Origin of the sequence: Aureibaculum sp. 2308TA14-22 (assembly GCF_040538665.1) — a bacterium.
Lineage (GTDB): Bacteria > Bacteroidota > Bacteroidia > Flavobacteriales > Flavobacteriaceae > Aureibaculum.
The window spans coordinates 20,137-44,127 of record NZ_JBEWXT010000001.1 but is presented as its reverse complement, the minus strand read 5'-3'; the positions used below and the strand labels follow the sequence as shown (position 1 = coordinate 44,127).

The 23,991-nt window shown below is 32.4% G+C and carries 25 protein-coding genes and 2 tRNA genes; 10 read left to right on the top strand and 17 right to left on the bottom strand.

Annotation, left to right across the window (positions count from 1 at the left end):
* Positions 1-37: 37 nt before the first annotated feature.
* The 8 genes from pyrH (at position 38) to U5A88_RS00165 (ending at position 10,880) form a co-directional block, all read left to right on the top strand.
* Positions 38-751, top strand: coding sequence for a UMP kinase (gene pyrH, locus U5A88_RS00200; protein ID WP_354203022.1), 714 nt, complete (start codon positions 38-40; stop codon positions 749-751).
* A gap of 11 nt (positions 752-762) precedes the next feature.
* Positions 763-1,317, top strand: coding sequence for a ribosome recycling factor (gene frr, locus U5A88_RS00195; RefSeq protein WP_354203021.1), 555 nt, complete (start codon positions 763-765; stop codon positions 1,315-1,317).
* A gap of 44 nt (positions 1,318-1,361) precedes the next feature.
* Positions 1,362-3,911: a DUF5686 and carboxypeptidase-like regulatory domain-containing protein gene (locus tag U5A88_RS00190; protein WP_354203020.1), complete on the top strand. Its 2,550-nt coding sequence runs from the start codon at positions 1,362-1,364 to the stop codon at positions 3,909-3,911.
* 46 nt (positions 3,912-3,957) lie between these two features.
* Positions 3,958-6,345, top strand: coding sequence for an efflux RND transporter permease subunit (locus U5A88_RS00185; protein WP_354203019.1), 2,388 nt, complete (start codon positions 3,958-3,960; stop codon positions 6,343-6,345).
* 5 nt (positions 6,346-6,350) lie between these two features.
* Positions 6,351-7,226, top strand: a complete 876-nt coding sequence (gene rfbA, locus U5A88_RS00180; protein ID WP_354203018.1) for a glucose-1-phosphate thymidylyltransferase RfbA — start codon at positions 6,351-6,353, stop codon at positions 7,224-7,226.
* Between the two features lie 80 nt (positions 7,227-7,306).
* Positions 7,307-8,737, top strand: a complete 1,431-nt coding sequence (gene asnS, locus U5A88_RS00175; protein WP_354203017.1) for an asparagine--tRNA ligase — start codon at positions 7,307-7,309, stop codon at positions 8,735-8,737.
* Between the two features lie 75 nt (positions 8,738-8,812).
* Positions 8,813-10,264: an RNA polymerase factor sigma-54 gene (gene rpoN, locus U5A88_RS00170; protein ID WP_354203016.1), complete on the top strand. Its 1,452-nt coding sequence runs from the start codon at positions 8,813-8,815 to the stop codon at positions 10,262-10,264.
* Positions 10,265-10,274: 10 nt separating this feature from the next.
* Positions 10,275-10,880: a hypothetical protein gene (locus tag U5A88_RS00165; RefSeq protein ID WP_354203015.1), complete on the top strand. Its 606-nt coding sequence runs from the start codon at positions 10,275-10,277 to the stop codon at positions 10,878-10,880.
* Here the strand turns inward: U5A88_RS00165 and U5A88_RS00160 are convergent.
* From U5A88_RS00160 to U5A88_RS00130, 7 genes are all read right to left on the bottom strand, one after another.
* Entirely contained in the window at positions 10,877-11,566 is a 690-nt protein-coding gene (locus U5A88_RS00160) for a porin family protein (RefSeq protein WP_354203014.1), read from the bottom strand. The genes U5A88_RS00165 and U5A88_RS00160 overlap by 4 nt on opposite strands.
* Positions 11,567-11,633: 67 nt before the next feature.
* Positions 11,634-12,101, bottom strand: coding sequence for an ExbD/TolR family protein (locus U5A88_RS00155; RefSeq protein WP_354203013.1), 468 nt, complete (start codon positions 12,099-12,101; stop codon positions 11,634-11,636).
* Positions 12,102-12,109: 8 nt separating this feature from the next.
* Positions 12,110-12,700, bottom strand: coding sequence for an ExbD/TolR family protein (locus U5A88_RS00150; protein WP_354203012.1), 591 nt, complete (start codon positions 12,698-12,700; stop codon positions 12,110-12,112).
* A 7-nt stretch (positions 12,701-12,707) separates the two neighbouring features.
* Positions 12,708-13,193, bottom strand: a complete 486-nt coding sequence (locus U5A88_RS00145) for a hypothetical protein (protein ID WP_354203011.1) — start codon at positions 13,191-13,193, stop codon at positions 12,708-12,710.
* 6 nt (positions 13,194-13,199) lie between these two features.
* Positions 13,200-13,949, bottom strand: a complete 750-nt coding sequence (locus tag U5A88_RS00140; RefSeq protein ID WP_354203010.1) for a MotA/TolQ/ExbB proton channel family protein — start codon at positions 13,947-13,949, stop codon at positions 13,200-13,202.
* Between the two features lie 74 nt (positions 13,950-14,023).
* A tRNA-Ser gene (locus U5A88_RS00135) sits at positions 14,024-14,110 on the bottom strand.
* 78 nt (positions 14,111-14,188) lie between these two features.
* Positions 14,189-15,220 (bottom strand): asparaginase, encoded by a 1,032-nt coding sequence (locus U5A88_RS00130; protein WP_354203009.1) that lies wholly within the window; start codon positions 15,218-15,220, stop codon positions 14,189-14,191.
* Between the two features lie 216 nt (positions 15,221-15,436).
* Here U5A88_RS00130 and U5A88_RS00125 point away from each other — a divergent pair, with 216 nt between their 5' ends.
* Entirely contained in the window at positions 15,437-16,141 is a 705-nt protein-coding gene (locus tag U5A88_RS00125) for a zinc metallopeptidase (protein ID WP_354203008.1), read from the top strand.
* 133 nt (positions 16,142-16,274) lie between these two features.
* On the opposite strand, the gene U5A88_RS00120 is transcribed toward U5A88_RS00125, so the two are convergent.
* The 7 genes from U5A88_RS00120 to pdxA all read right to left on the bottom strand — a co-directional run bounded on the left by U5A88_RS00120 (position 16,275) and on the right by pdxA (position 21,679).
* A complete protein-coding gene (locus U5A88_RS00120; RefSeq protein ID WP_354203007.1) occupies positions 16,275-16,739 on the bottom strand; it encodes an Lrp/AsnC ligand binding domain-containing protein in 465 nt (154 codons plus the stop codon).
* Between the two features lie 98 nt (positions 16,740-16,837).
* Positions 16,838-18,181, bottom strand: a complete 1,344-nt coding sequence (accC, locus tag U5A88_RS00115) for an acetyl-CoA carboxylase biotin carboxylase subunit (protein WP_354203006.1) — start codon at positions 18,179-18,181, stop codon at positions 16,838-16,840.
* Between the two features lie 18 nt (positions 18,182-18,199).
* Entirely contained in the window at positions 18,200-18,676 is a 477-nt protein-coding gene (gene accB, locus U5A88_RS00110) for an acetyl-CoA carboxylase biotin carboxyl carrier protein (protein ID WP_354203005.1), read from the bottom strand.
* A gap of 27 nt (positions 18,677-18,703) precedes the next feature.
* Positions 18,704-19,699 (bottom strand): beta-ketoacyl-ACP synthase III, encoded by a 996-nt coding sequence (locus U5A88_RS00105; protein ID WP_354203004.1) that lies wholly within the window; start codon positions 19,697-19,699, stop codon positions 18,704-18,706.
* Between the two features lie 159 nt (positions 19,700-19,858).
* Positions 19,859-20,053, bottom strand: a complete 195-nt coding sequence (gene rpmF / locus U5A88_RS00100; protein ID WP_354203003.1) for a 50S ribosomal protein L32 — start codon at positions 20,051-20,053, stop codon at positions 19,859-19,861.
* A 1-nt stretch (position 20,054) separates the two neighbouring features.
* Positions 20,055-20,591 carry a YceD family protein gene (locus U5A88_RS00095; protein WP_354203002.1) on the bottom strand — a complete coding sequence of 179 codons (537 nt, stop codon included), beginning with the start codon at positions 20,589-20,591 and terminating at the stop codon, positions 20,055-20,057.
* Between the two features lie 50 nt (positions 20,592-20,641).
* Entirely contained in the window at positions 20,642-21,679 is a 1,038-nt protein-coding gene (gene pdxA, locus U5A88_RS00090; RefSeq protein ID WP_354203001.1) for a 4-hydroxythreonine-4-phosphate dehydrogenase PdxA, read from the bottom strand.
* Between the two features lie 57 nt (positions 21,680-21,736).
* On the opposite strand from pdxA, the gene U5A88_RS00085 reads away from it, so the two are divergent.
* Positions 21,737-22,330 (top strand): riboflavin synthase, encoded by a 594-nt coding sequence (locus U5A88_RS00085; RefSeq protein ID WP_354203000.1) that lies wholly within the window; start codon positions 21,737-21,739, stop codon positions 22,328-22,330.
* On the opposite strand, the gene U5A88_RS00080 is transcribed toward U5A88_RS00085, so the two are convergent.
* From U5A88_RS00080 to U5A88_RS00070, 3 genes are all read right to left on the bottom strand, one after another.
* Positions 22,327-22,542 carry a PID-CTERM protein-sorting domain-containing protein gene (locus U5A88_RS00080; RefSeq protein ID WP_354202999.1) on the bottom strand — a complete coding sequence of 72 codons (216 nt, stop codon included), beginning with the start codon at positions 22,540-22,542 and terminating at the stop codon, positions 22,327-22,329. The two genes, U5A88_RS00085 and U5A88_RS00080, sit on opposite strands and share 4 nt — an antisense overlap.
* Positions 22,543-22,807: 265 nt before the next feature.
* Positions 22,808-22,881: transfer RNA gene (locus U5A88_RS00075), tRNA-Ile, on the bottom strand.
* Between the two features lie 68 nt (positions 22,882-22,949).
* Entirely contained in the window at positions 22,950-23,915 is a 966-nt protein-coding gene (locus U5A88_RS00070) for a polyprenyl synthetase family protein (RefSeq protein ID WP_354202998.1), read from the bottom strand.
* Positions 23,916-23,991: the final 76 nt, after the last annotated feature.

Here is a 23,991-nt window from a genome sequence, read left to right as displayed (position 1 = left end):
GTTAACATTTTGTATATTTGTCAAACTTTCATAAAAAATGCAATACAAAAGAATTCTATTAAAATTAAGTGGTGAAGCCTTAATGGGCGACCAAAACTACGGGATAGACCAAACCCGGTTAAAACAATATGCTTTAGAAATTAAAAAAGTAGTTGATAGTGGCGTTGAAGTTGCCATAGTTATTGGTGGTGGAAATATCTTTAGAGGACTATCAGCAGCGGGCAGTAATATGGATAGAGTTCAAGCAGATTACATGGGCATGTTGGCCACTGTAATTAACGGTTTAGCTTTGCAAAGTGCTCTTGAAGATGCCGAAGTACAAACGCGTTTACTAACTGCCATAAAAATGGAGCAGATTGCTGAACCTTATATTAAAAGAAGAGCCGTGAGGCATTTAGAAAAAGGTAGGGTGGTTATTTTTGGTAGCGGCACGGGTAATCCATTTTTCACTACTGATACCGCTGCTGTATTAAGAGCTATCGAAATTGATTCAGATGTAATTTTAAAAGGTACACGTGTGGACGGTGTTTATACTGAAGATCCTGAAAAAAATATCAACGCGGTAAAATTTGAAAATATTACCTTTAAAGATGTAATGAACAAAGGCCTAAAAGTTATGGATATGACAGCCTTTACTTTAAGTGAAGAAAATAAATTACCAATTATAATATTTGACATGAATAAAGAGGGTAATTTAATGAAATTACTCTCTGGAGAAAATATTGGAACAAAAGTTGATATAGAAATTTAGAAATCTTTATTATGAACGAAGAAGTACAATTTATAATAGATACTGCTAAAGAACAAATGGATAACGCAGTTGAACATTTAAATAAAGAATTGGCAAATATTAGAGCTGGCAAAGCATCTCCTTCTATGTTAAGAAGTGTAATGGTTGATTATTACGGCTCACAGACACCTTTAAATCAAGTGGCCAACGTAAACACTCCTGATGCTAGAACAATTAGTATTCAACCTTGGGAGAAAAGTATGTTGCAAGAAATTGAAAAAGGCATAATGGTTGCTAATTTAGGCTTTAACCCAATGAACAATGGAGAAAACATAATCATTAACGTACCTGCATTGACCGAAGAACGTCGTATGAATCTCGCCAAGCAAGCAAAAGCAGAAGCTGAGAATGATAAAATTAGTGTTCGAAATGCCCGAAGAGATGCTAATCACGACATAAAAAAGTTAGATATCTCAGAAGATTTGCAAAAAAATGCTGAAAATGATATTCAAGAGCTCACAGATAAATACATTAAAATTATAGACGACTTATTTGAGTTAAAAGAAAAAGAGATCATGACAATATAATTTTATGCTTAAATAACTTTTTACAAAAGCATCTTACTTCACAGATGCTTTTTTATTTTAATATCAGTATGTATCCGTTTAAACGATTTAGTATTTTTCTTTTTCTTCTTTTACCATTTTTAGGTTTAGGCCAAAGCAGTATTTCTGGTATTATAAAAGATAGCAAAACTAAAAAACCCCTACCGTTTGCCACAATTATCACTAATACGGGTTTAGGAGAAATTACCGATGCCGAAGGCAAATTTAATATCGTTTCAAAAAGAGATATTAACGAACTCACCATTACCTACGTTGGCTACAAAAAACAAAAAATTTCTGTGAATAAAAGTGATAGATTTATCACTATTCTTTTGAAAGCAAGCACAGAAAATCTTGGTGAAATTTTGTTAGTTGCGAAAGAAAACCCCGCATTAGAAATCATCAGGAATACCATAAAAAACAGAGATAAAAATAATATTACAAAAGCTTTACAATCTTTTAAATACAAACTTTATAATAAATTATTAATTACCGCCAATCCAGATTCTATCAGCGGAACAGTTGACTCAATTTTTATTAAAAAAAATGATAGTTTAATTTTTGTATCACTAGATTCTTCCAACTATAAATTTAAAAAGCAGGTAGATCGGCATCATCTGTATATTACCGAAAAAGTTGCTGAACATACTTTTCAAAGAGGTAAAAACAAAAAAGAAACCATTTTGGCCACACGTATGGCCGGATTTAAAAATCCGATTTATGAATTTTTAGCCTTAGATACAGAGAGTTTTTCTTTCTATGATGAAGTTTACACTTTATTAGGAAACAACTATATAAACCCTTTGGCAAAAAATGCTTTAAAAAAGTATAATTATAAAATATTAGACACCATTTATAGTAAACAAGGTGCTGCCTATATGATTCATTATAAATCTAAACTCGAAAAAGATGAGGCTGGTCTAGAAGGTGTTTTATATATCAATGAAAAAAATTATGCTCTTGAAAAAGGCATTGCAGAACTAAGAGGGATTGTAGCTATAAAAGCTGAGCAAAATTACACATATAAAGATAGTGCTGATATCTGGTTTCCAGATGAAACTGCTATAAGTATCCGTAAAGGCAAAAGCAAAGAAGATGTTTCAATTTTTGGAGGGGTAATTAAATTTTCTGAAAGTGAAACACAAAATGATTCTATAGTAAAACCGAGAGAAAAAGAAATAACAGACGCTACATATGTAATATCCAAAAGTAAAATATATGACATAGCTATAAATGAACCTTTAAGAGTAATTAATTCGGCTTCAACAATAGAAATAGACGATAATGCCGCAAACAGAAGTGAAGCGTATTGGAATAAATATAGAACGGATTCCATTACCAAACGCGGTTTGGAAGCTTATAAAGTTTTGGACAGCTTATCAAAAGCTGAAGGAGCTGAGAAAAAATTAAATATTGCAAGAAAAATTTTAAAAGGCTATTATCCTACAAAATATTTCGATTTCGATTTGAGTAAAATGATAAATTTTAACAATTACGAAGGTTTTAGATTTGGGTTGGGCGGAATTACTAATCCTAATTTCTCAAAAATTGTTCAGCTAGAAACTTATACAGCTTATGGCTTTAAAGATAAAACTGTAAAATATCACTTTGGTGGATTTTTAAGATTAAATAAGAAAAATAATACTTGGATTGGTGCTGCTTATACTGACGATTTGCAAGAAGCTGCCAAACTCGACTTTCTTTTTGATGAAACTTCCTTTGCTCTAATTAATCCTAGAAATTTAAATATTGGTCAGTTTTTTAATTATAAAACCTACACTATTAATTTTAAACACGATGTTTTACCAAATTTAGAAACAAAATTTAGGTTAAGCGTCGGTAGCTATTTACCAAAGTTTGACTATCAGTTTATTACAAATAATTTAGTCTATTCTGAATATGATTTAACTACGGCAACTTTCGCTTTAAAATGGACGCCATTCAGCAAATATTTAAATACCCCCATTGGTAAAATGCCAATAAAAAATGGGTATCCAAAAATTACTGCCCAGTTTGCAAAAACTTTTAATAATTTTTTAGGTGGTGATTTAGAATTCAATCAACTTAAATTAAAATATGAACACGACATTAAATTTTTAAATAAAAGTTCTACCAGTTTTTTAATTCAAGGTGGTTATACTTTTGGAGATGCACCACTTACACATTTGTACAATGCCACGCCTAACTATTCTTTTGCAAACCCATGGCGAAAGCGTATTAATTTTTCAGGCACAAATGCTTTTGAAACTATGGCATTTAACGAATTTATCTCAGACAGGTATGTTTCTATTCAGGGTCGCTACAATTTTCAACGTTTTAAAATAAGTGACAAATTCAGACCTCGACTAAGTATTATATCAAGGCTCGCTATCGGAACTATAGATAGTACCAGTGAACACTTTGGAGTTTCATTTAAAAAAATGAATAAAGGCTATTTAGAGTCGGGTTTGGTTTTAAATCATTTATTTAGAGGTTTTGGGTTAAGCTCTTTTTACAGATATGGGGCTTATAGTAATGCAAAATTTTCTGACAATTTAGCAGTGAAACTAACTTATGTGCTAAGCTTAGGATTTTAGCATATTTTAGTACCTTTGCCAACATTATAAATTCACAAACTTTTTAATGAATTTTTGGGCTTATATTTCACGTATTATTATTAAAGGACGCATTCCTATATTAATAATTCTCGCAATCATTACTTATCTTTTAGCTACGCAAATGCAGCACATGCGTTTTTCTCATAGCGAAGCCAATTTACTCCCTAAAAATCATGAAGTAAATTTAGAATACAATAAGTTTTTGGAAATTTTTGGTGAAGAAGGTAATTTAATAATTTTAGCTACTCAAGATTCTACTATTTACACTGCCAAAAAATTTAATAATTGGAATGCCTTATCCAATCAACTAGATTCTTTACCACAAATTGATTTCACAGTTTCCGTGGGCGATATAAAAAAGTTATATAAAGATACTGAAAACGAACGCTTTGATGTAAAACCAATTTACGAAAATAAGCCCAAAACGGATAAGGAAGTTAAAGAAATAAAAAATGATCTTTTTGAGAACCTTCCCTTTTTTGATAATTTTTTATTCAATAAAAAAACAGGAACCATTAGGACGGTTATTTATGTTAAAAAGGATATTGTAAATACCATTGAACGTAAAAAGTTTATTCTTGAGGTATTAAACCCAACTATTGAAAAATTTGAAAAAGACAATGATTTAGATGTAAAAGTCTCTGGTATGCCCTATATCAGAACAATGAATTCTAAAAATATAACAGATGAAATTGGCATTTTTGTAGTATTGGCATTATTGGTAACCTCTGTTATTTTCTTTTTCTTTTTCAGATCGCATAGAGCTACTTTAATAACGATGATAGTAGTGAGCATTGGTGTGGTTTGGGCCTTCGGGTTTATTGGTTTGTTCGGATACGAAATTACTGTTTTAACCGCATTAATCCCTCCATTGATTATTGTTATTGGTGTTCCCAATTGTATATTTCTTATCAATAAATATCAGCAGGAAATTAAAGATCATGGCAATCAAGCAAGGTCCTTACAGCGTGTAATTTCCAAAATTGGTAATGCTACTTTAATGACCAATGTTACGACAGCTTCTGGTTTTGCCACTTTTATTTTTACAAAAAGTCAGTTGTTAAATGAGTTTGGTATAATTGCCTCGGTAAATATCCTTGCCATATTTATATTATCCCTATTAATAATTCCTATTATTTATAGTTTTTTACCAAAACCGAAATACAAGCACTTAAAACACCTAGAAAAACGGTGGATTGACAAAATAGTAAGTTGGATGGAACGCACCGTTCGTCACAAACGCATAAGAGTATATATTTCTACGGTGGCGGTTATTATTTTCAGTATTATTGGTGTTTATATGATAAAGGTTTCGGGCAGTTTGATTGAAGATATGCCTAAGGGGAAAACTTTTTTTAAAGATATTGTTTTTTTCGAAAATGAGTTTGGTGGTATTATGCCTTTAGAAATAATTATTGACACCAAACGTAAAAAAGGCGTGATGAAACTTTCTACGTTAAAACGAATGGACAAGCTTGTTGAAATCATTGATGAAATTCCGGAACTTTCACCTACGGTTTCTGTTTTAAATTTAGTTAAGTATTCTAAACAAGCTTATTATAACGGTAATCCAAAATATTACCAATTGCCTACATCACAAGAACAAAATTTTATACTATCCTACACCAAAAATTCAAATACAAACTCAGATTTGCTAAATAATTTTGTTGATTCTACAGGCCAATTTGCACGTATTACTACCTTTATGAAGGATATTGGAACTGATAAAATGGAACGTATAGAGGAAAGGTTACAGGCAAGAATTGATAAGGTATTGCCCGCAAAAAATTATAATGTAACCTTAACTGGTAAATCATTAGTGTTTTTAAAAGGAACAAATTATTTAATTAGAAACTTGGTACTTTCACTGTCACTGGCCATTCTTCTTATCTCAATGTTTATGGCCTGGATGTTCAGGTCTTTTAAAATGATACTCATCTCGTTATTACCAAATATTTTACCCTTATTGGTAACCGCTGGTTTAATGGGATATTTGGGTGTCCCAATAAAACCATCAACAATTTTGGTATTTAGTATTGCTTTTGGCATTTCTGTTGATGACACTATTCACTTTTTAGCAAAATATAGACAAGAGTTACAAGCCAATAATTGGAAAGTAAAAGTATCTGTTTATAATGCTTTACGAGAAACAGGGGTAAGTATGTTTTATACTTCTATAGTATTGTTTTTTGGATTTTTAGTATTTATAGTCTCTAGTTTTGGCGGAACAATTGCTCTGGGCGGATTGGTATCCGTTACGTTATTATTTGCCATGGTATCCAATTTATTATTACTTCCTTCGTTATTATTATCTTTAGAAAGACGAATAGCTAACAAAGAAGTATTAAAAAAACCTGCTCTGCAAATTATACCTAAAGATGAATTAGACGAAGAGCCTAAAGATAAAATGTAAATAATATGAAGGGAATTATTTTAGCCGGTGGAAGCGGCACAAGATTACATCCATTAACGTTAGCCGTAAGTAAGCAGTTGATGCCTATTTATGACAAACCAATGATTTATTACCCTCTTTCTACGTTAATGTTGGCTGGTATAAAAGATATCTTAATTATCTCTACACCGCATGATTTGCCAATGTTTGAAAGGCTTTTAGGGGACGGCAAACAACTAGGATGCAATTTTCAATATAAAGTTCAGGAAGTACCTAACGGATTGGCACAAGCTTTTGTTATTGGTGAGGATTTCATTGGAGATGATAGTGTAGCTTTAATACTTGGAGATAATATATTCTACGGAACAGGGCTGCAAATTGCACTCTTGGAAGCAGCTGACAAACAAGGAGGAACCGTTTTTGCTTACCACGTTAATGACCCTGAGCGTTATGGAGTAGTTGAGTTTGATGACGACAACAAAGTACTTTCCATAGAAGAAAAACCAAAACAGCCTAAATCTAATTATGCTGTACCGGGAATTTATTTTTATGATAATTCGGTTGTCGAAATTGCAAAAAATCTAAAACCTTCTGCTAGAGGTGAATATGAAATAACCGATGTTAACAAAGTTTATTTAGAACAGGACAAATTGCACGTAAGCATCCTTAACAGAGGTACTGCATGGTTAGATACTGGTACTTTTCAATCGCTAATGCAAGCACAACAATTTGTGCAAGTAATTGAAGAACGTCAAGGCCTAAAAATTGGCTGTATAGAAGAAGTTGCTTACAAAAAAAGATTCATTTCATCTGCTCAACTTAAAAAAATTGCTGAACCTCTAGTAAAAAGTGGTTATGGTAATTATTTAATGAATATAGCTGGCCATAAACAACATGGATAAAATTCTAATTTCTTAGAACTCATTTATTCCTTTTTTTAAAATCTATCAGTATCTTTGCGTTTCATTAATTTTTTAAGAAAATGCAAAAGAGCGTTGCTGAATTATTACAAGCAGAAAAATTTTTACAAGAAGTAACTATAAAAGGATGGGTAAGAACCTTTAGGGCAAACCGATTTATCGCTCTAAACGATGGCTCAACAATAAACAACATACAATGTGTAGTTGATTTTGAAAATACTGATGAAAATATTTTAAAAAGAATCACTACAGGAGCTGCCCTTAGTATTTCTGGAATTTTAGTAGAGAGCCAAGGTAAAGGTCAACGTGTAGAAATTGAAGTTTCAACTATTGAAATACTAGGAGATTCCAATCCTGAGGAATATCCAATACAACCTAAAAAACATAGCTTTGAATTTTTACGAGAAAACGCTCATTTAAGAGTAAGAACAAACACGTTTAGTGCAGTAATGCGTGTGCGATCCGCTCTTTCTTTTGCTGTACATAAGTACTTTACGGAAAATGGATTTTACAATTTCCACGCTCCAATTATTACAGGTTCTGATGCCGAAGGTGCTGGAGAAATGTTCAGGGTTAGCACTATAAATCCTGAAAATCCTCCAAAAGATGAAAATGGGAACATCGATTATTCCAAAGATTTTTTTGGCAAAGAAACCAATCTTACCGTATCTGGTCAACTGGAAGCTGAAACCTATGCGATGGGCTTGAGCAAGGTCTATACTTTCGGACCAACTTTTAGGGCTGAAAATTCCAATACCGCAAGGCATTTGGCCGAGTTTTGGATGATTGAACCCGAAATGGCATTTTATGATTTAGATGCTAATATGGATTTAGCTGAAGATTTTATCAAAAATGTAATTCAATATATCTTAGAGCATTGCAAAGACGATTTAGCCTTTTTAGATCAACGCTACAACAAAGAAGAGCAGTCTAAGCCTAAGCTGGAGCGTAGCGAAATGACTTTATTGGAGAAACTGAACTTTGTTGTTGAAAATAATTTTAAACGAGTAACTTATACCGAAGCCATAGATATTTTAAGAAATTGTAAACCCAACAAAAAGAAAAAATTTCAGTATATTATTAACGAATGGGGTGCAGACCTACAAAGTGAGCACGAACGCTTTTTAGTTGAAAAACATTTTAAATGTCCAGTAATACTTTTTGATTACCCTGCTAACATAAAAGCGTTTTATATGCGTTTAAATGATGATGGGAAAACCGTTAGAGCCATGGATGTCCTTTTCCCTGGAATTGGGGAAATTGTTGGAGGCTCACAACGTGAAGAACGTCTAGATGTCCTAAAAGAAAAAATAAAGGTCTTAGATATTGATGAAAAGGAGTTGTGGTGGTATTTGGATTTGCGTAAATTTGGTACTGCTGTTCACTCTGGTTTTGGACTAGGTTTTGAACGTTTAGTACAATTTTCAACTGGAATGGGTAATATTAGAGACGTTATTCCGTTTCCTAGAACACCGCAAAACGCGGAGTTTTAGCACACAGCTTCAAATTAGTATAAAAGGTAAGAAAATCCGTATATTGTAATTTACAAAATTCAATTAATATAATTAATGCTTAAGCAAAGTCTTCAATATAAACTGTTACAAAAATTATCACCTCAGCAAATACAGCTGATGAAAATGATTCAATTGCCTACGCAGGCTTTTGAACAAAAAGTAAAACAAGAAATTGAAGAAAACCCGGCATTGGACAGCGGCAAAGACAAAGGTGATGATTATGACAGCGATCTGCAAAATGAGTATGACGATACTGGTAACGAAACTATTGAAACCGATGTAAATATTGATGAATATCTGAGTGATGACGAAATGCCCAGTTATAAACTACGAAGCAATAATTACAGTAGTGACGATGACGAAAAAAGAGTGCCGTATGCAGCTGGCACTTCATTTAATCAATTTTTGACCAACCAATTAAATACTTTTAGGCTAAGCGAACAAGAACATCAAATAGCTGAGTTTTTGGTAGGCAGTATCGATGAAAGTGGTTATATACGAAGGGATATTGAAGATATAGTTGATGATTTGGCATTCTCTGAAAATATATTTACCGAAGCCTCTGAAGTAAAACGAATGTTAGGTTATGTTCAAAAATTGGATCCTGCTGGTGTAGGTGCACAAAGTCTGGAAGAATGTTTGTTGATTCAATTAAAAAGAAAATCCGAAACTAAAGAACGGAAACTAGCCATTACCATTTTAGAAAAAGCCTTTGAACATTTTGTAAAAAAGCACTACAAAAAATTGCTGCAAAAATTTGACATCACTGAAGATGAGCTAAAAAGTGCTATTGGTGAAATTGAGAAGTTGAACCCAAAACCAGGCGGATCTTTTGCTAATACTAATAAAATTGTAGAGCAAATAGTACCCGATTTTTCCATTAGAATTATTGAAGGTCAATTAGACTTGACATTAAATTCAAGAAATGCACCAGAACTACATATTTCTAATGAGTATAATAATATGTTAAAAGGTTACGCAGCTTCTAAGGACAAATCAAAATCACAAAAAGACGCTGTGCAGTTTATAAAGCAAAAATTAGATGCCGCAAAATGGTTTATTGATGCCATAAAACAACGTCAACAAACCTTAATGTTGACTATGAATGCTATTATGCATATGCAAGAGGAATATTTTTTAACAGGAGATGAACGCAAATTAAAACCTATGATCTTAAAAGACATTGCGGACAAAATAAACATGGATGTTTCAACAGTTTCTAGGGTGGCCAATAGTAAATATGTTGATACTCCCTATGGCACAAAATTGATTAAAAATTTCTTCTCTGAATCTATGATGACAGATCAAGGTGAAGAAGTATCAACCAGAGAAATTAAAAAAATATTGGATACTGTTGTTAAAGAAGAAAACAAGAAAAAACCGTTAACTGACGAGAAATTAGCTAAAATTTTAAAAGACAAAGGGTATTTAATTGCTCGTAGAACGGTAGCAAAATATAGAGAACAGTTGAACATACCTGTTGCCAGATTACGAAAAGAAATTTAAATGTCAACAGATGAAGTTTGCTAAACTAATTTCTTTTGTTTTTCATCCCATCATAATACCAATAGCAAGTGCTCTATTGTATTTTATAATTATTCCTAATCATATACCAAAAGAAATAGCGTATCGAATCTTAGGGCTTATTTTTATTACAACTTATATTTTGCCGGTAATATTGTTATTCTTTTTGAAGAAAATAAAACTAATTGAAGATTTTTATCTCAACTCAATAGATGAACGCAAGTTCCCTGTCACTTTTTTTACTGTTCTTAGTTTTTTAATAGGCTATTTGCTGTTAAAACCCGATATTATAAATATACTTGCTATTTCTTTTTTTGCATGTAGCTTAGCCTTGGCTGTAGTGTATGTATTATTTTTTTTAAAATTTAAAACAAGTTTACATGCATTGGCAATAGCAGGCCTTATTGGTTTTATTTCGGTTATTAGTTATGAATATAAAAGCAATCTATTACTTATGCTTATTGTCTTGTTTTTATTATTTGGCATAGTAGCTACAGCAAGACTAAAGTTAAAAGCACATACTTTAACCGAGGTAATTATTGGTTTTTTTGTAGGCCTTTTATCCCAAATTGTAATGTATGCATATTTTGCACTCTAAAGTATGTAAAAAATCAACCCAACCCTAAAGTCTCTAATTTTGATTGGAGTTGTTTCAGATAGGTTTGCATTAGAAAACAAATCTGACAGTCCATAATACACATTTACATTCCATGTTCCGTAGCCCATTGACAGCGTTAAGCCATATTGTAACTTATTAAGCTCATCAATACCATTAACTTTAATAGAATTCTTATCGTTTTCTCTGAACCTTGAATTAGTAGCAAAAGCATAGCTTATTTTACCTCCAAAATAAATTCTGTAAAACTTATATTTATTGATTGTAGAAGTACGCCACCGTAGTTCAATGGGCATTTCTAAGGTATGCATTGAAAACTTATTGTTCTTAAAATTATCTGCTATACCAAACTCAGTAATATTTTCGACTTTGGTAATTTTTAAATTTTGATAATACGTATGCCGTCCATAACCCAAGCCTATACCTAATGCAAAATTTCTTCTTTCGTTTAAAGGTAAATCTTTTATAAACCCAAAGGCTAAACTATTAGAAAATCCATTACTAGATATACCTTTAGGCAAATTGTTCATTAGTATGTAGGAAAGGCCTACATAAATTTGATCTTCTAAATATTGATTATCTACAATGGTATCATTGCTTTGGGTATTATCATTTTGTGCTGAAAGCACTCCACAAATCATAAAAAAGAACAAAAAGTATTTTACCATAAAACAAATATAAAACAAAAGGCAATCTTTTCAGATTGCCTTTGTAAAATTTTAAAACAATAAATATCTATTTAATATTATCTAATGCACTACCTTTAATTGTAGAATAATTTATTTTTAATGCTTCTACATCTCTTAATTGTAGTTTAATATCAGTAATTGTACCTACATTAGATTCACTATCTGCTTTGATAGAAGTAGTCAGTAAAGGTATTTCTGCTTCAGAACGTTGGGCTCTTTCAGCATAAATAAAACTTTTAATATCTTCCACACTAGAAATTCTATCGTTCAACTGAATTTTATCACCGGGTGTTCCATCTTTTGATTTCCCTACGTAAATATAACTAACCAAACTCTTCTTCTCTAGCTTTTTAACCTGATCAGCTGAAGGCAATTTAGGTGGCTTTATCTTAAGTTCTGTTTCACGCATAACAGTTGTTACCATAAAAAAGAACAATAACATAAATACAATATCTGGTAATGCCGCTGTATTAACTGCTGGCATTCCTTTCTTCTTTTTTCCAAATTTCGCCATATCTATATTTATTTAGTGGGTTCTGCCTCTGAAATAATTTGAGGGTAAATATTTTCTTGAATTTCCTTTTGTTGACTAATTTTTAAATCATCAAAAGCTCTTCCATATTTTTTCTGAGCATATTTGTTTCTCAAGTCCGTATAAGCACCCACCAATTCATTCTGTACTGCGACATACATTGCATAAGAAGTACCTCTATCACTCTGTAATGATATAATAGCTTTTTTAGGATGATCAGAAGATGCCGGATCTTTTTCACCTTCACACCAAGTGCATGGTGATAGCCCACTTGCTTGTAAATCTGCAGCTGTTCCGCCTCCATTATCTATAAACTTTATAGCAGCTTCCCTCAAATCTTTAACCTGCATGTACTCATTACCCTCAATTAAGATTTCATCATTTCGATTAACGTTTACCTCAAATACATTCTTCTCTTTTAAAATAGGCGGCACAAAATTAGGATCTGGTTTTGGTGGTAATTTACGGGAAATACCAGCATCAGTATCCATAGTGGTTGTTACCAAAAAGAATATTAATAACAAGAATGCAATATCTGCCATAGATCCTGCATTAATTTCAGGTGTGTCTCTTCTTGCCATAATTTATTTATTTACCTAATGATTTAACAAATCCCCATCCGATAGTTAACAGACCTATAAGACCCAAAATACCGGTAAAGTTAATTAATCCTGTTACTTTTTTGGTTAGTGAATGTGCAGCATCCCCTGTTAAAACTTTATCCGACATGTCCTTTATTTCAATAGCCTTACCCTGTGCATCTGTTGCCAATTCGTCACCAGCTGTAAAATAAGCCAACAAAAACAGACCTATAAAAATACCAAAGGTAATTAAGGTCTTTTTTAAGGATTCAGGATGCTTTACTATATTTAAAATTGAAAAAACAATGGCTATTATTGCTGTTGCTATCAATAGAAATTTAGAAAACGTTATAAGCGGATCTACTATACTACCTTGCAGAGCTGCATCAGTTTCAATGGCATCGTCTCCAGCCATAATAATTCTGACCAAGAAAAATACACCAATCAACCCTAAAACAGCGGCAACAATAGTTACTATTTTTGATTTATCCATGGTTGTTTATTTTTTGTGTCTGATTAATAAATCTACTAAAGAAATTGAAGCATCTTCCATATTGTTTACAATACTATCTACTTTAGAAATAATGTAGTTATAAAATATTTGAAGTATAATAGCCACAATAAGACCAAATACCGTAGTTAAAAGTGCCACTTTAATACCACCAGCAACAACTCCAGGAGAAATATCGTTAGCAGCTTGAATAGAGTCAAATGCACTAATCATACCAATTACCGTACCCATAAACCCAAGCATCGGTGCCAAGGCAATAAATAGAGATAACCAAGAAATGTTTTTCTCTAATAGACCCATTTGTACTCCACCATAACTCACTACAGCTTTTTCAGCTTGCTCTACACCTTCGTCCATTCTATCTAAACCTTGATAGAAAATTGAGGCAACTGGTCCTTTTGTATTTCTACAAACTTCCTTTGCAGCTTCAACTCCACCAGATGATAGTGCTTCATCAACACTGTTTACTAATTTTTTTGTATTGGTACTAGCCATGTTCAAATAAATAATTCTTTCAATAGCAATTGCCAATCCTAGTATTAAGGTAATTAATACAATTCCCATAAAGAAAGGGCCACCTTCAATAAAACGTTGTTTTAAAATTTGGTGAAATGTTTTAGCTTCAGCTGTGTCTTCAGCAGCTTGCTCAGTTTGAACAGTTGTAAATGCATGACTGTTTTGTACTGTACCTAGAAATAATAATCCTGTGATTGCGAGGATAGTAAGTAGTTTTTTCATTGTTTGATTCTTAATTATTAATTTAGTTAACGGGTTAAAGATATAAATTTTTTTATTATATACAACATTTATTGCGGAGAGAAAGGGATTCGAACCCTTGTTACAATTTCTCGTAAATACGCTTTCCAAGCGTACGCCTTAAGCCACTCGGCCACCTCTCCATTAAAAAACAACTGTTTTTTAAGCAGGCATCAAATAAAACAATTTTTTTTTAAGTGAAAAAGTTTTGGTTAACTATTTTAACTCATTTCTCCTCTTAAAGAAGTTTCAAAAATGGTCTTAAAAACTTTTGGTTCTATATTTTCACCCAATAAATACATCAGTTTGGCAACAGCAGATTCCGTTGTAATGTCCTTGCCGTTTATCAGGTTCATTTTTTTTAACTGTACACTTGTACCGTATTGACCCAGAATTACGCTACCTCCAATACATTGGGTAACATCTACTATTTGTATTCCATTATCCATTGCTTTTTTAATGAGTGACAAGAACCAACTATCAGTTGGTGCATTGCCCGAACCATACGTTTCTAAAATAGCACCTTTAAGGTTCGGAATCTCTAAAATAGATTTTACAACGGCTTCGGTAATGCCAGGAAAAAGCTTTAGAACAACAATATTAGTGTCTAAATTTTTCCTAAATAAAGTCTCTTTTTGGTTTTCTGGTTTTAGCAAAAGGTGATTTTCAAATTTTAAATGAACCCCACTTTCTGCAATAGGAGGGTAATTAGCAGAAGCAAAAGCTTCAAACTGTTCTGCATTAATTTTCGTGGTTCTATTAGCTCTGTACAATTTATATTCAAAATACAAACCTACTTCGGTGATGATAGCTTCATTTTTATTATTTGTTGCTGATGCAATTTGTATGGCTGTTATTAAATTTTCCTTTGCGTCTGTGCGTAAATCTCCAATTGGCAATTGAGAACCTGTAAAAATGATTGGTTTTTTAAGGTTTTCTATCATAAAACTAATAGCAGAAGATGTGTATGACATTGTATCTGAACCTGTAAGCACAACAAAACCGTCTTTTTTATAATAGTACCTTTCTATAATCTCAAGTATTTGAATCAAATAATTAGCATTCATGTTTGAGGAATCTATTGGCTCATCAAACGAGATGCTTTCTACATTGCAATGCAATTGCTTTAACTCTGGTATTTTTTCAAATAAATGATTAAAATCAAATGCCTTTAAAGCATCTGACTCGTAATCCTTTATCATACCTATGGTACCTCCTGTATAAATTAATAATAATTCTGGTTTGGTTGTCATATTGTCATCTTGAATACTAAATGTACACTTAAAATAATATTTGGCAGTTATTTTTCTGAAAAAATATCAAATTTTACAATTTCTAATAATTTGGAATACTTTATGCTGTAAATTTATCAAGATTATTTATTTTTACCCTCATAAAGGTTATATTAATAATTAATGAGAGGTGTTACCCTCAACAAAAAATGACATTAATTTAAATGAATAAATATTATGATAGGATTTTATGTATTAATAGGTGCGATTTCTTTAGTGAGTTGGCTGATAAGTAACAAGCTTAAAAGTAAATTCAAACATTATTCTAAGGTACAGCTTAGAAATGGTATGAGCGGTGCTGAAATTGCAACAAAAATGTTAGCGGATCATGGTATTACCAATGTCGAAGTAATTTCAACACCTGGTATGTTAACAGACCACTATAACCCAGCGAAGAAAACAGTAAATTTAAGCGAAGGCGTTTACAACCAACGCAATGCAGCTGCAGCCGCAGTTGCAGCACACGAGGTTGGACATGCGGTGCAGCATGCACAAGCTTACCAATGGCTTACTATGCGTTCTAAATTAGTACCAGCCGTAAGTATTACTTCAAAATTTTCACAGTATATGGTTATAGGTGGTATTATTTTGGGTGCAGCAACAAGCGGAACTACAGGAGGGTTAGGTTTCTGGATTGCCATAGCTGGTTTAGCTTTTATGGCATTAGGCACCATTTTTAGTTTTATTACACTACCCGTTGAATATGATGCTAGTAACCGTGCATTAGCTTGGTTGAAGAATAAAAATATGGTGAGCCAAGAAGAATATAAAGGTTCAGAAGATGCACTAAAATGGGCTGCTAGAACCTATTTAGTAGCTGCTTTAGGGTCTTTGGCAATGCTTCTATATTGGGGACTTCAAATTTTAGGAAGTAGGGATTAGTTAGACGTTAGACGTTAGACGTTAGACGTTAGACGAAAAAATATAAGATAATGGGGTAAGTTTCTATTTAAAAGGGATTTTCCCATTATTTTTTTACAACTATTGAATCTTAAATTTGATTATGTACCTAAGACTATATTTTAAGCTGTCTGTCTATTTGTTGATCAAGCGAAATAAATGTTTCTGTTCTTGAAACACCTTTAATACCCTGAATCTGTTTATTCAATACTTGCATTAAGTGTTCGTTATCCTTACATAATATTTTTACGAAGATGGCGTAATTACCTGTAGTATAATGACTTTCTATTACCTCATCAATTTCTTTCAGCCTTTTTAATGCCTCTTTGTATGTACTGGTAGTGTCTAAAAAAATACCTACGAAAGCTAACGTTTTATATCCAAGAACCTTTGGATTAATAACAAATTTTGATCCTGCAATTAATCCTGATTTTTCTAATTTACGTAATCTTTGATGAATAGCTGCTCCGGAAATACCTACCTCTCTAGCAATACTAAGTATTGGTGCTCTAGCATCTTCCATTAAACTTTTAAGGATAATTTTATCAATACCGTCAATATGTAAGTCTTTTCCTTTCATTTGGTTAAAATTTTCAATCAAAAGTAAAGAAAATTGTTAAGTATAAAGCAAAAAAAATCCTGACGGTTAAATCAGGATTTGTATTTATCAGTGATAAACTATTCTTCACTCATCTCAAAATCTTCCATGAATTTTGTAGTATAGTTACCCGCTAAATAGTCTGGGTGATCCATCAATTGTCTGTGAAAAGGAATAGTTGTTTTAATGCCTTCAATAACAAACTCATCTAAAGCTCTTTTCATTTTATTAATCGCCTCTTCCCTAGTTTGAGCTGTAGTAATTAACTTAGCAATCATCGAATCGTAATATGGTGGTATTATATAATCTGCGTAAACATGTGTATCCAATCTAACTCCATGCCCACCCGGTGAGTGCAACGTTGTAATTCTACCCGGTGAAGGCCTAAAGTCGTTATAAGGATCTTCTGCATTAATCCTACATTCTATTGAATGTAATTTAGGTGTGTAATTTTTTCCAGAAATAGGTACGCCCGCAGCAACCAATATCTGCTCTTGAATCAGGTCAAAATCTATAACCTGTTCGGTAATTGGGTGCTCTACTTGAATTCTAGTATTCATTTCCATAAAATAGAAGTTTCTATGTTTATCTACTAAAAACTCTACAGTACCCGCACCTTCATATTTTATAAACTCAGCTGCTTTAACCGCAGCTTCACCCATTTTTTTACGCAATGGCTTGGTCATGAACGGCGAAGGTGTTTCTTCTGTTAACTTTTGATGTCGGCGTTGTACCGAACAATCTCTTTCTGACAAATGACATGCTTTTCCATAAGAATCACCAACAATCTGTATTTCTATATGGCGTGGCTCTTCTATCAACTTTTCCATATACATACTATCATTTCCAAAAGCGGCTTTAGATTCTTGTCGAGCGGAATCCCATGCCTTTTTTAGATCTTCTTCTTTCCAAACAGCACGCATACCTTTTCCTCCTCCACCAGCTGTTGCTTTTAACATAACTGGATAGCCGGTGTCTTTAGCTATTTTTTGACAAGCTTCAAAATCTTCAATTATACCATCACTACCGGGAACACAAGGTACGCCAGCGGCTTTCATAGTAGCTTTTGCAGAAGCTTTATCTCCCATCCTATCTATCATTTCGGGAGAAGCTCCAATAAATTTTATATCATGCTCAGCACACATTTTTGAAAATTTGGCGTTTTCTGATAAAAATCCGTAACCCGGATGTATGGCATCAGCATTGGTAATTTCTGCCGCGGCCATAATATTTGACATTTTCAGATAGGATTCACTACTTGAAGGAGGCCCTATACAAACAGCTTCATCAGCAAACCTAACATGCAAACTTTCAGAATCTGCAGTTGAATACACAGCTACAGTTTTTATGCCCATTTCTTTACAAGTTCGTATAACACGAAGTGCTATCTCGCCTCTATTTGCAATAAGTATTTTTTTAAACATAATTTATTGGTTTTTAAATTATGATGGATCAACTAAAAATAATGGTTGATCAAATTCTACTGGAGAAGAGTCATCTACTAAAATTTTAACAATTTTACCTGAAACTTCAGATTCAATTTCATTAAACAATTTCATAGCCTCAATAATACATACAGTATCGCCTACATTGATTGTGCTACCCACTTCAACAAAAATTGGTTTGTCTGGTGAAGGTCTTCTGTAAAAAGTGCCTATAATTGGTGATTTTATAGTAATATACTTTGAGTCATCATCCTTTGTAGGTTCAGCTGGTTTGTCTGTTGTGACTGCTGGTGCTTGAGCTGGAGCCGGAGCTGCCTGAATAGGAACCGCAGGAGCTTGTTGAACAATAGTAGTTTCGGTTTTTCCAGCACCGGTCTTAATGGTGATTTTAACATCTTCCATTTCTAATTTAACTTCGTTTGCACCAGACTTTGCAACGAACTTAATTAAGTTTTGAATTTCTTTTAAATCCATTTTATTTAGGCTTTAATAGGTTAATTATTATGAGTTATATGCCCATTTTAAATAGATGGCTCCCCAAGTGAAGCCACCACCAAATGCGGCAAAAATTATATTATCTCCTTTACGGAGTTGATTTTCGTAATCAGCTAATAAAAGTGGTAGTGTGGCAGATGTGGTATTACCATATTTATGGATATTTACCATTACATTATCCATATCTAGCCCAATTCTATTAGCAGTTGCTTCAATAATTCTGTTATTTGCCTGATGTGGTGCCAACCAAGCAATATCATCCTTGGTCAAATTGTTTCTTTCCAGTATTTTTTCACTAACATCAGCCATATTCGATACCGCAAATTTAAAAACCGTTCTTCCTTCTTGACGTACAAAATGCTGTTTGTTTTTAACCGTCTCTTCCGATGCTGGCAAAATTGAGCCTCCAGCGGCTACATTCAAAAACTCTCTACCCTTGCCATCACTTCTTAAATACTCATCTTGCAAACCTAAACCATCTGTATTAGGTTCAAACAATACAGCTCCAGCTCCATCGCCAAATATTATACATGTTATTCTATCTGTATAATCTATCATTGAAGAATTCATGTCTGCTCCAATGAGCAATACTTTTTTATACCTTCCAGATTCTATGTAACTGGCTGCTGTTGACATTCCATACAAAAAACTTGAGCAAGCAGACTCTAGATCAAATGAAAAAGCTTCTGTGGCTCCAATTTCTGAAGCTACAAAAGCTGCTGTTGACGCTGCCTGCATATCTGGTGTTGCAGTACCCACAATAACCAAATCAATTTCTTTAGGATCTAAATTAGATTTAGAAATTAAATTTTCAGCCGCTTTTATGGCTAAAAATGAGGTTCCTTTTCCTGGTTCTTTTAATATTCTTCGTTCTTTAATGCCTGTACGTGTAGTAATCCATTCGTCATTGGTTTCTACCATGGTTTCTAACATCTGATTTGTTAGTACATGGTCAGGAACATATTTCCCAACAGCTGTAATTGCAGCAGTAATTTTAGTCATATGTTTTTTTTAGTAGGTATTTTTTAACAAAACAGTTTTCAAATGTAATGAAATTTATTTCGTTTTTTATCAAAAAAAGAGTAGTTTTAGTCTGTTTTAACGAAAAAATACAAAAAAACCCTCAAAAAAGAGGGTTTTTTTGTATTTTTTAGCTTTTTACTAAGCAGCAGACTCTTCACTATCAATCACTATTTGACCACGGTAATATAATTTACCCTCGTGCCAATGAGCTCTATGATATAAATGTGCTTCACCTGTTGTAGGATCTTTTGCAATTTGAGGAGTTGCTGCTTTATAGTGCGTTCTTCTTTTATCTCTTCTTTGCTTAGAAATTTTTCTTTTAGGATGTGCCATTTTATTCTTTTTTATCTGTTATAAGTCCTTTTAATTTATCCCACCTAGGGTCAGAACTTTTATTATTTTTACTTTCTATTTTCGGTTTTAACTCTTCCAGTTTATTTAATATTTCTGATTTTAACGTACCATCTTTTACTCCTGGATGAATTTTTTTTGTAGGTATTGCCAATACTATCATTTCATAGATATACTGCGAAAGATCTACTTCATACTCACCGTGCGGTAATATCAGAATATCAATATCTTCGTCATTATATGTATCACCAAATTTAATAACCAAATCTAGCTCGGCTTTAATCGGTTGCCAATAAGGCTCGTTGGTCAAATCGCAAGACACTTCTATAATACCTTTAGACATAAAATGTACCTCAATTAATGTACTCTTTTTATTAAAGTCTAAATGCAACGCTATATCTGCATTGCTAACATCATCATATTGATAAAACTCAAAGAACTCTTGACTTATTTTATACTCAAATTGATGTTTTTTTTCTTTTAACCCCTTAAACGGAATTACAAACATTTTCTTTTCCATAAGCATCCATCAAAATTGAGCGTGCAAATGTAATAAATTTTTTATAAAAATTATTTTCTAGTACGTAATTTATTTTCTGACAACTCTTCAAACTCCAATCTGTTCTTAAAAACATCAATAGCCGTGTAAAGAGCTTCTTTAAAAGAACTATTATCAGCTACTCCTTTCCCTGCAATTTCAAAAGCCGTACCATGATCTGGCGAAGTTCTGATTTTATTTAAACCTGCCGTAAAATTTACACCCTTACCAAAGGCTAGTGTTTTGAAAGGTGCTAGACCTTGATCGTGATACATCGCCAAAATACCATCAAAATTTTTATAGGAACTCGAACCAAAAAAACTATCCGCAGAAAAAGGACCATAAACTAACTTTCCATTTACTTGAATTTTTTCTAAAGTAGGTTTGATAAGTTTGTCGTCTTCATCTCCAATTACACCATTATCGCCACAATGCGGATTTAACCCTAACACTGCAATTTTCGGTTTGTTGATTTTAAAATCTTGTAAAAGCGAGTTATACATTAGGTCAATTTTACTCTCTATTAACTCAGGCGTAATGGTTTCTGCTATTTTTTGTACTGGAATATGACCAGTAATCAAACCTATTTTAAGTTCATCGGTCATTAAAATCATTAAACTCTTACCTTCCAAATTTGCTTCTAAGTACTCGGTATGCCCATTAAATTTAAAATCTTCGGATTGAATGTTGTGTTTATTTATTGGTGCGGTCACCAAAACATCAATTTCGTTTTTGTTTAGAGCTTTTAATGCGGCTTGTAGCGATAAAAAAGCATATTTTCCGCCATTTTTAGTTTCCTTTCCAAACTCAACCTCAACTTGTTCTTTCCAGACATTAACCAAATTAACTTTGTTGGGCACACATTTAGAAATCGTATCAACTCCATGTGTTCGCGTATGAATATTCAATTCTTTTTTATGAGTTGAAAATAATTTATTTGAAGCAAAAATAACGGGTGTACACAATTCTAACATTCTATTATCTTCAAATGTCTTTAGTATAATTTCTATACCAATACTATTTATGTCTCCAACCGAGATGCCTACTTTTATGGTTTCATTTTTCTTCATACACCAATTAAATTCGTATTTTTGAGCCTACAAAAGTACTGATTAATATTAATATAGATGTTTACAGGAATTATAGAAAATATAGGTAATGTAGTTGGCTTGGAAAGGGATAAAACCAATCTTCATATCACTATAAAAAGCAAATTGACCAATGAGTTAAAAATTGACCAGAGCATTGCCCATAATGGTGTTTGTTTGACTGTGGTAGATATTGATAAAGATAAATATACAGTAACAGTTATTGACGAAACATTATCTAAAACTAATTTAAATTTAATCAAAATAAATGACAACATCAATCTAGAAAGAGCTATGAAGTTGGGTGATCGGCTAGATGGGCATATAGTTCAAGGTCATGTTGATCAAACTGGAAAATGTATTACCATAGAAGAAAAAAACGGGAGTTGGATTTTCACTTTTGAGTACAAAAAAAATAAAAGCAATCTTACTGTAGAAAAAGGATCAATAACAATAAACGGTGTAAGCTTAACCGTACTAAATTCTGGTAAAAATAAGTTTAGTGTGGCAATAATACCTTATACATATGCAAATACTAATTTCAATACACTAAAGGCAAATGATTTGGTGAATTTAGAATTTGACGTAATTGGGAAATATGTTGCTAGGCTTGCAACATCATATGATAGCTAATCTTCTTTTCTTAATTTCTTAACTGCATAGCCTATGCCAATAGCAAGTAAAACGCCAAGCCCTCCGTCAATAGGAAGGTCTGATGGAGGACAAGCTGGACAATCTCCTGGAGCTCCACCCGGGGCGGGCGGACCTGAGCCTTGAGCAAAAACACTACTTGAAATAAAAATAAGTAGTGCAACTGATATTAACGTTATATATTTTCTAAACATAAACTTTCCCCTTTTTGCAAGTACTAACGAAAAACTCGCTAATTAATTGCAAATATATAAATTCTTTTTTAGGATATGTAAGTTAGTCGCCATTAATTTTAACACTTTTAATTAAAATTATAACTCAAACAATCTTTAAGTAATTATATTTTTGATTATATAAAATTTATTTTAAAATTTTAAACAAATACTAATAATCACATAATTTCAACAAGCTATCTAACTAAATGTTTTAATCTAAAAGCTTAAATCCTAATTAAAAAAGTGGACCCAGAAGGGCTCGAACCTTCGACCCCCTGATTATGAGTCAGGTGCTCTAACCAGCTGAGCTATGGGTCCAAATTTGGAGTGCAATATTACTACTTATTTAGAAACTGTACAATTTTTTATTAAAAATTGATTTTCATTTATATTTTTCTATCCATTAATTGTTTTGCAAAACTCATCAAACCTTCTTTTTTGCTCTGATTAACTGATAAACTATTTACGCAACTAATAGCTTTCATAGTGTATTTTTCAATTTCTGATTCAATTAGAGTTGGTATGTTATATGTATTAAATAAAGCTATTACATTTTCAATTTTACTTTCTGAATACTCTTTTGAACTGTATAAATTTAATAATTTTACTTTATCCTCTTCCTCAGCTAATTGCAATGCTTTTAAAAACAAAAACGTTTTCTTATTTTCAATAATATCTCCCGCTTTCTGTTTACCAAAATCTTCTTTACCATATACATCTAAATAGTCGTCTTGTAACTGAAATGCTATTCCCAGATTTAGTCCATAATTATAAATATTTTCAGAATCTTCTTCATTAGCATCTGCTATTATAGCTCCAAACTTTAATGATGCAGCCACCAACACGGCTGTTTTTTGTGTAATCATTGCTATGTACTCAGTAACATTAACATTAAAAGTAGATTCAAAATCAAAATCGTACTGTTGACCTTCACAAACCTCTAACGCCGTCTTTGTAAATAATGTATTTAATGCCTTATACTTGTTGCCTTCATAAGATTCTAGTAGTTGTTTTGCCCAAACTAATAATGCATCTCCTGACAAAATACCAGTATTGATGTTCCATTTTTCGTGCACTGTTGCCTTACCCCTTCTTAATGGGGCAGCATCCATAATATCGTCGTGGATTAAAGAAAAATTATGGAACATTTCAATTGCCAAGGCGGCATCTAATGCTTCATTTACCTTGCCTCCAAAAATATCGCAACTTAACAAACATAAAATGGGCCTCAGTCTTTTTCCACCCAAATTTAATATGTAATAAATAGGCTCATATAAATTTACGGGTTCTTTTATTTCTATTTTTTTAGATAAATGTTGTAAAAAAAGTGTTTTATAACTGTCTAGTTTCAAATCCTATATTTTTTTGTAAAAATAATGTAATGAGTTGTAAAAAATATAGAAAATTATAAAACTTTGGAAACTTTTT

What these genes read in the sequence shown, in the direction of transcription:
- U5A88_RS00080 (WP_354202999.1), bottom strand. Translation starts at nt 22,542, where the DNA reads ATGTTTAGAAAATATATAACGTTAATATCAGTTGCACTACTTATTTTT.
- U5A88_RS00190 (WP_354203020.1), top strand. Translation starts at nt 1,362, where the DNA reads ATGCTTTTTTATTTTAATATCAGTATGTATCCGTTTAAACGATTTAGT.
- U5A88_RS00120 (WP_354203007.1), bottom strand. Translation starts at nt 16,739, where the DNA reads ATGAAAGGAAAAGACTTACATATTGACGGTATTGATAAAATTATCCTT.
- U5A88_RS00130 (WP_354203009.1), bottom strand. Translation starts at nt 15,220, where the DNA reads ATGACAACCAAACCAGAATTATTATTAATTTATACAGGAGGTACCATA.
- pdxA (WP_354203001.1), bottom strand. Translation starts at nt 21,679, where the DNA reads ATGAAGAAAAATGAAACCATAAAAGTAGGCATCTCGGTTGGAGACATA.
- U5A88_RS00105 (WP_354203004.1), bottom strand. Translation starts at nt 19,699, where the DNA reads ATGACTAAAATTACTGCTGCAATTACAGCTGTTGGGAAATATGTTCCT.
- accC (WP_354203006.1), bottom strand. Translation starts at nt 18,181, where the DNA reads ATGTTTAAAAAAATACTTATTGCAAATAGAGGCGAGATAGCACTTCGT.
- rpoN (WP_354203016.1), top strand. Translation starts at nt 8,813, where the DNA reads ATGCTTAAGCAAAGTCTTCAATATAAACTGTTACAAAAATTATCACCT.
- U5A88_RS00125 (WP_354203008.1), top strand. Translation starts at nt 15,437, where the DNA reads ATGATAGGATTTTATGTATTAATAGGTGCGATTTCTTTAGTGAGTTGG.
- U5A88_RS00140 (WP_354203010.1), bottom strand. Translation starts at nt 13,949, where the DNA reads ATGAAAAAACTACTTACTATCCTCGCAATCACAGGATTATTATTTCTA.
- U5A88_RS00085 (WP_354203000.1), top strand. Translation starts at nt 21,737, where the DNA reads ATGTTTACAGGAATTATAGAAAATATAGGTAATGTAGTTGGCTTGGAA.
- frr (WP_354203021.1), top strand. Translation starts at nt 763, where the DNA reads ATGAACGAAGAAGTACAATTTATAATAGATACTGCTAAAGAACAAATG.
- U5A88_RS00145 (WP_354203011.1), bottom strand. Translation starts at nt 13,193, where the DNA reads ATGGATAAATCAAAAATAGTAACTATTGTTGCCGCTGTTTTAGGGTTG.
- accB (WP_354203005.1), bottom strand. Translation starts at nt 18,676, where the DNA reads ATGGATTTAAAAGAAATTCAAAACTTAATTAAGTTCGTTGCAAAGTCT.
- U5A88_RS00150 (WP_354203012.1), bottom strand. Translation starts at nt 12,700, where the DNA reads ATGGCAAGAAGAGACACACCTGAAATTAATGCAGGATCTATGGCAGAT.
- U5A88_RS00185 (WP_354203019.1), top strand. Translation starts at nt 3,958, where the DNA reads ATGAATTTTTGGGCTTATATTTCACGTATTATTATTAAAGGACGCATT.
- rfbA (WP_354203018.1), top strand. Translation starts at nt 6,351, where the DNA reads ATGAAGGGAATTATTTTAGCCGGTGGAAGCGGCACAAGATTACATCCA.
- asnS (WP_354203017.1), top strand. Translation starts at nt 7,307, where the DNA reads ATGCAAAAGAGCGTTGCTGAATTATTACAAGCAGAAAAATTTTTACAA.
- U5A88_RS00095 (WP_354203002.1), bottom strand. Translation starts at nt 20,591, where the DNA reads ATGGAAAAGAAAATGTTTGTAATTCCGTTTAAGGGGTTAAAAGAAAAA.
- U5A88_RS00155 (WP_354203013.1), bottom strand. Translation starts at nt 12,101, where the DNA reads ATGGCGAAATTTGGAAAAAAGAAGAAAGGAATGCCAGCAGTTAATACA.
- pyrH (WP_354203022.1), top strand. Translation starts at nt 38, where the DNA reads ATGCAATACAAAAGAATTCTATTAAAATTAAGTGGTGAAGCCTTAATG.
- rpmF (WP_354203003.1), bottom strand. Translation starts at nt 20,053, where the DNA reads ATGGCACATCCTAAAAGAAAAATTTCTAAGCAAAGAAGAGATAAAAGA.
- U5A88_RS00160 (WP_354203014.1), bottom strand. Translation starts at nt 11,566, where the DNA reads ATGGTAAAATACTTTTTGTTCTTTTTTATGATTTGTGGAGTGCTTTCA.
- U5A88_RS00165 (WP_354203015.1), top strand. Translation starts at nt 10,275, where the DNA reads ATGAAGTTTGCTAAACTAATTTCTTTTGTTTTTCATCCCATCATAATA.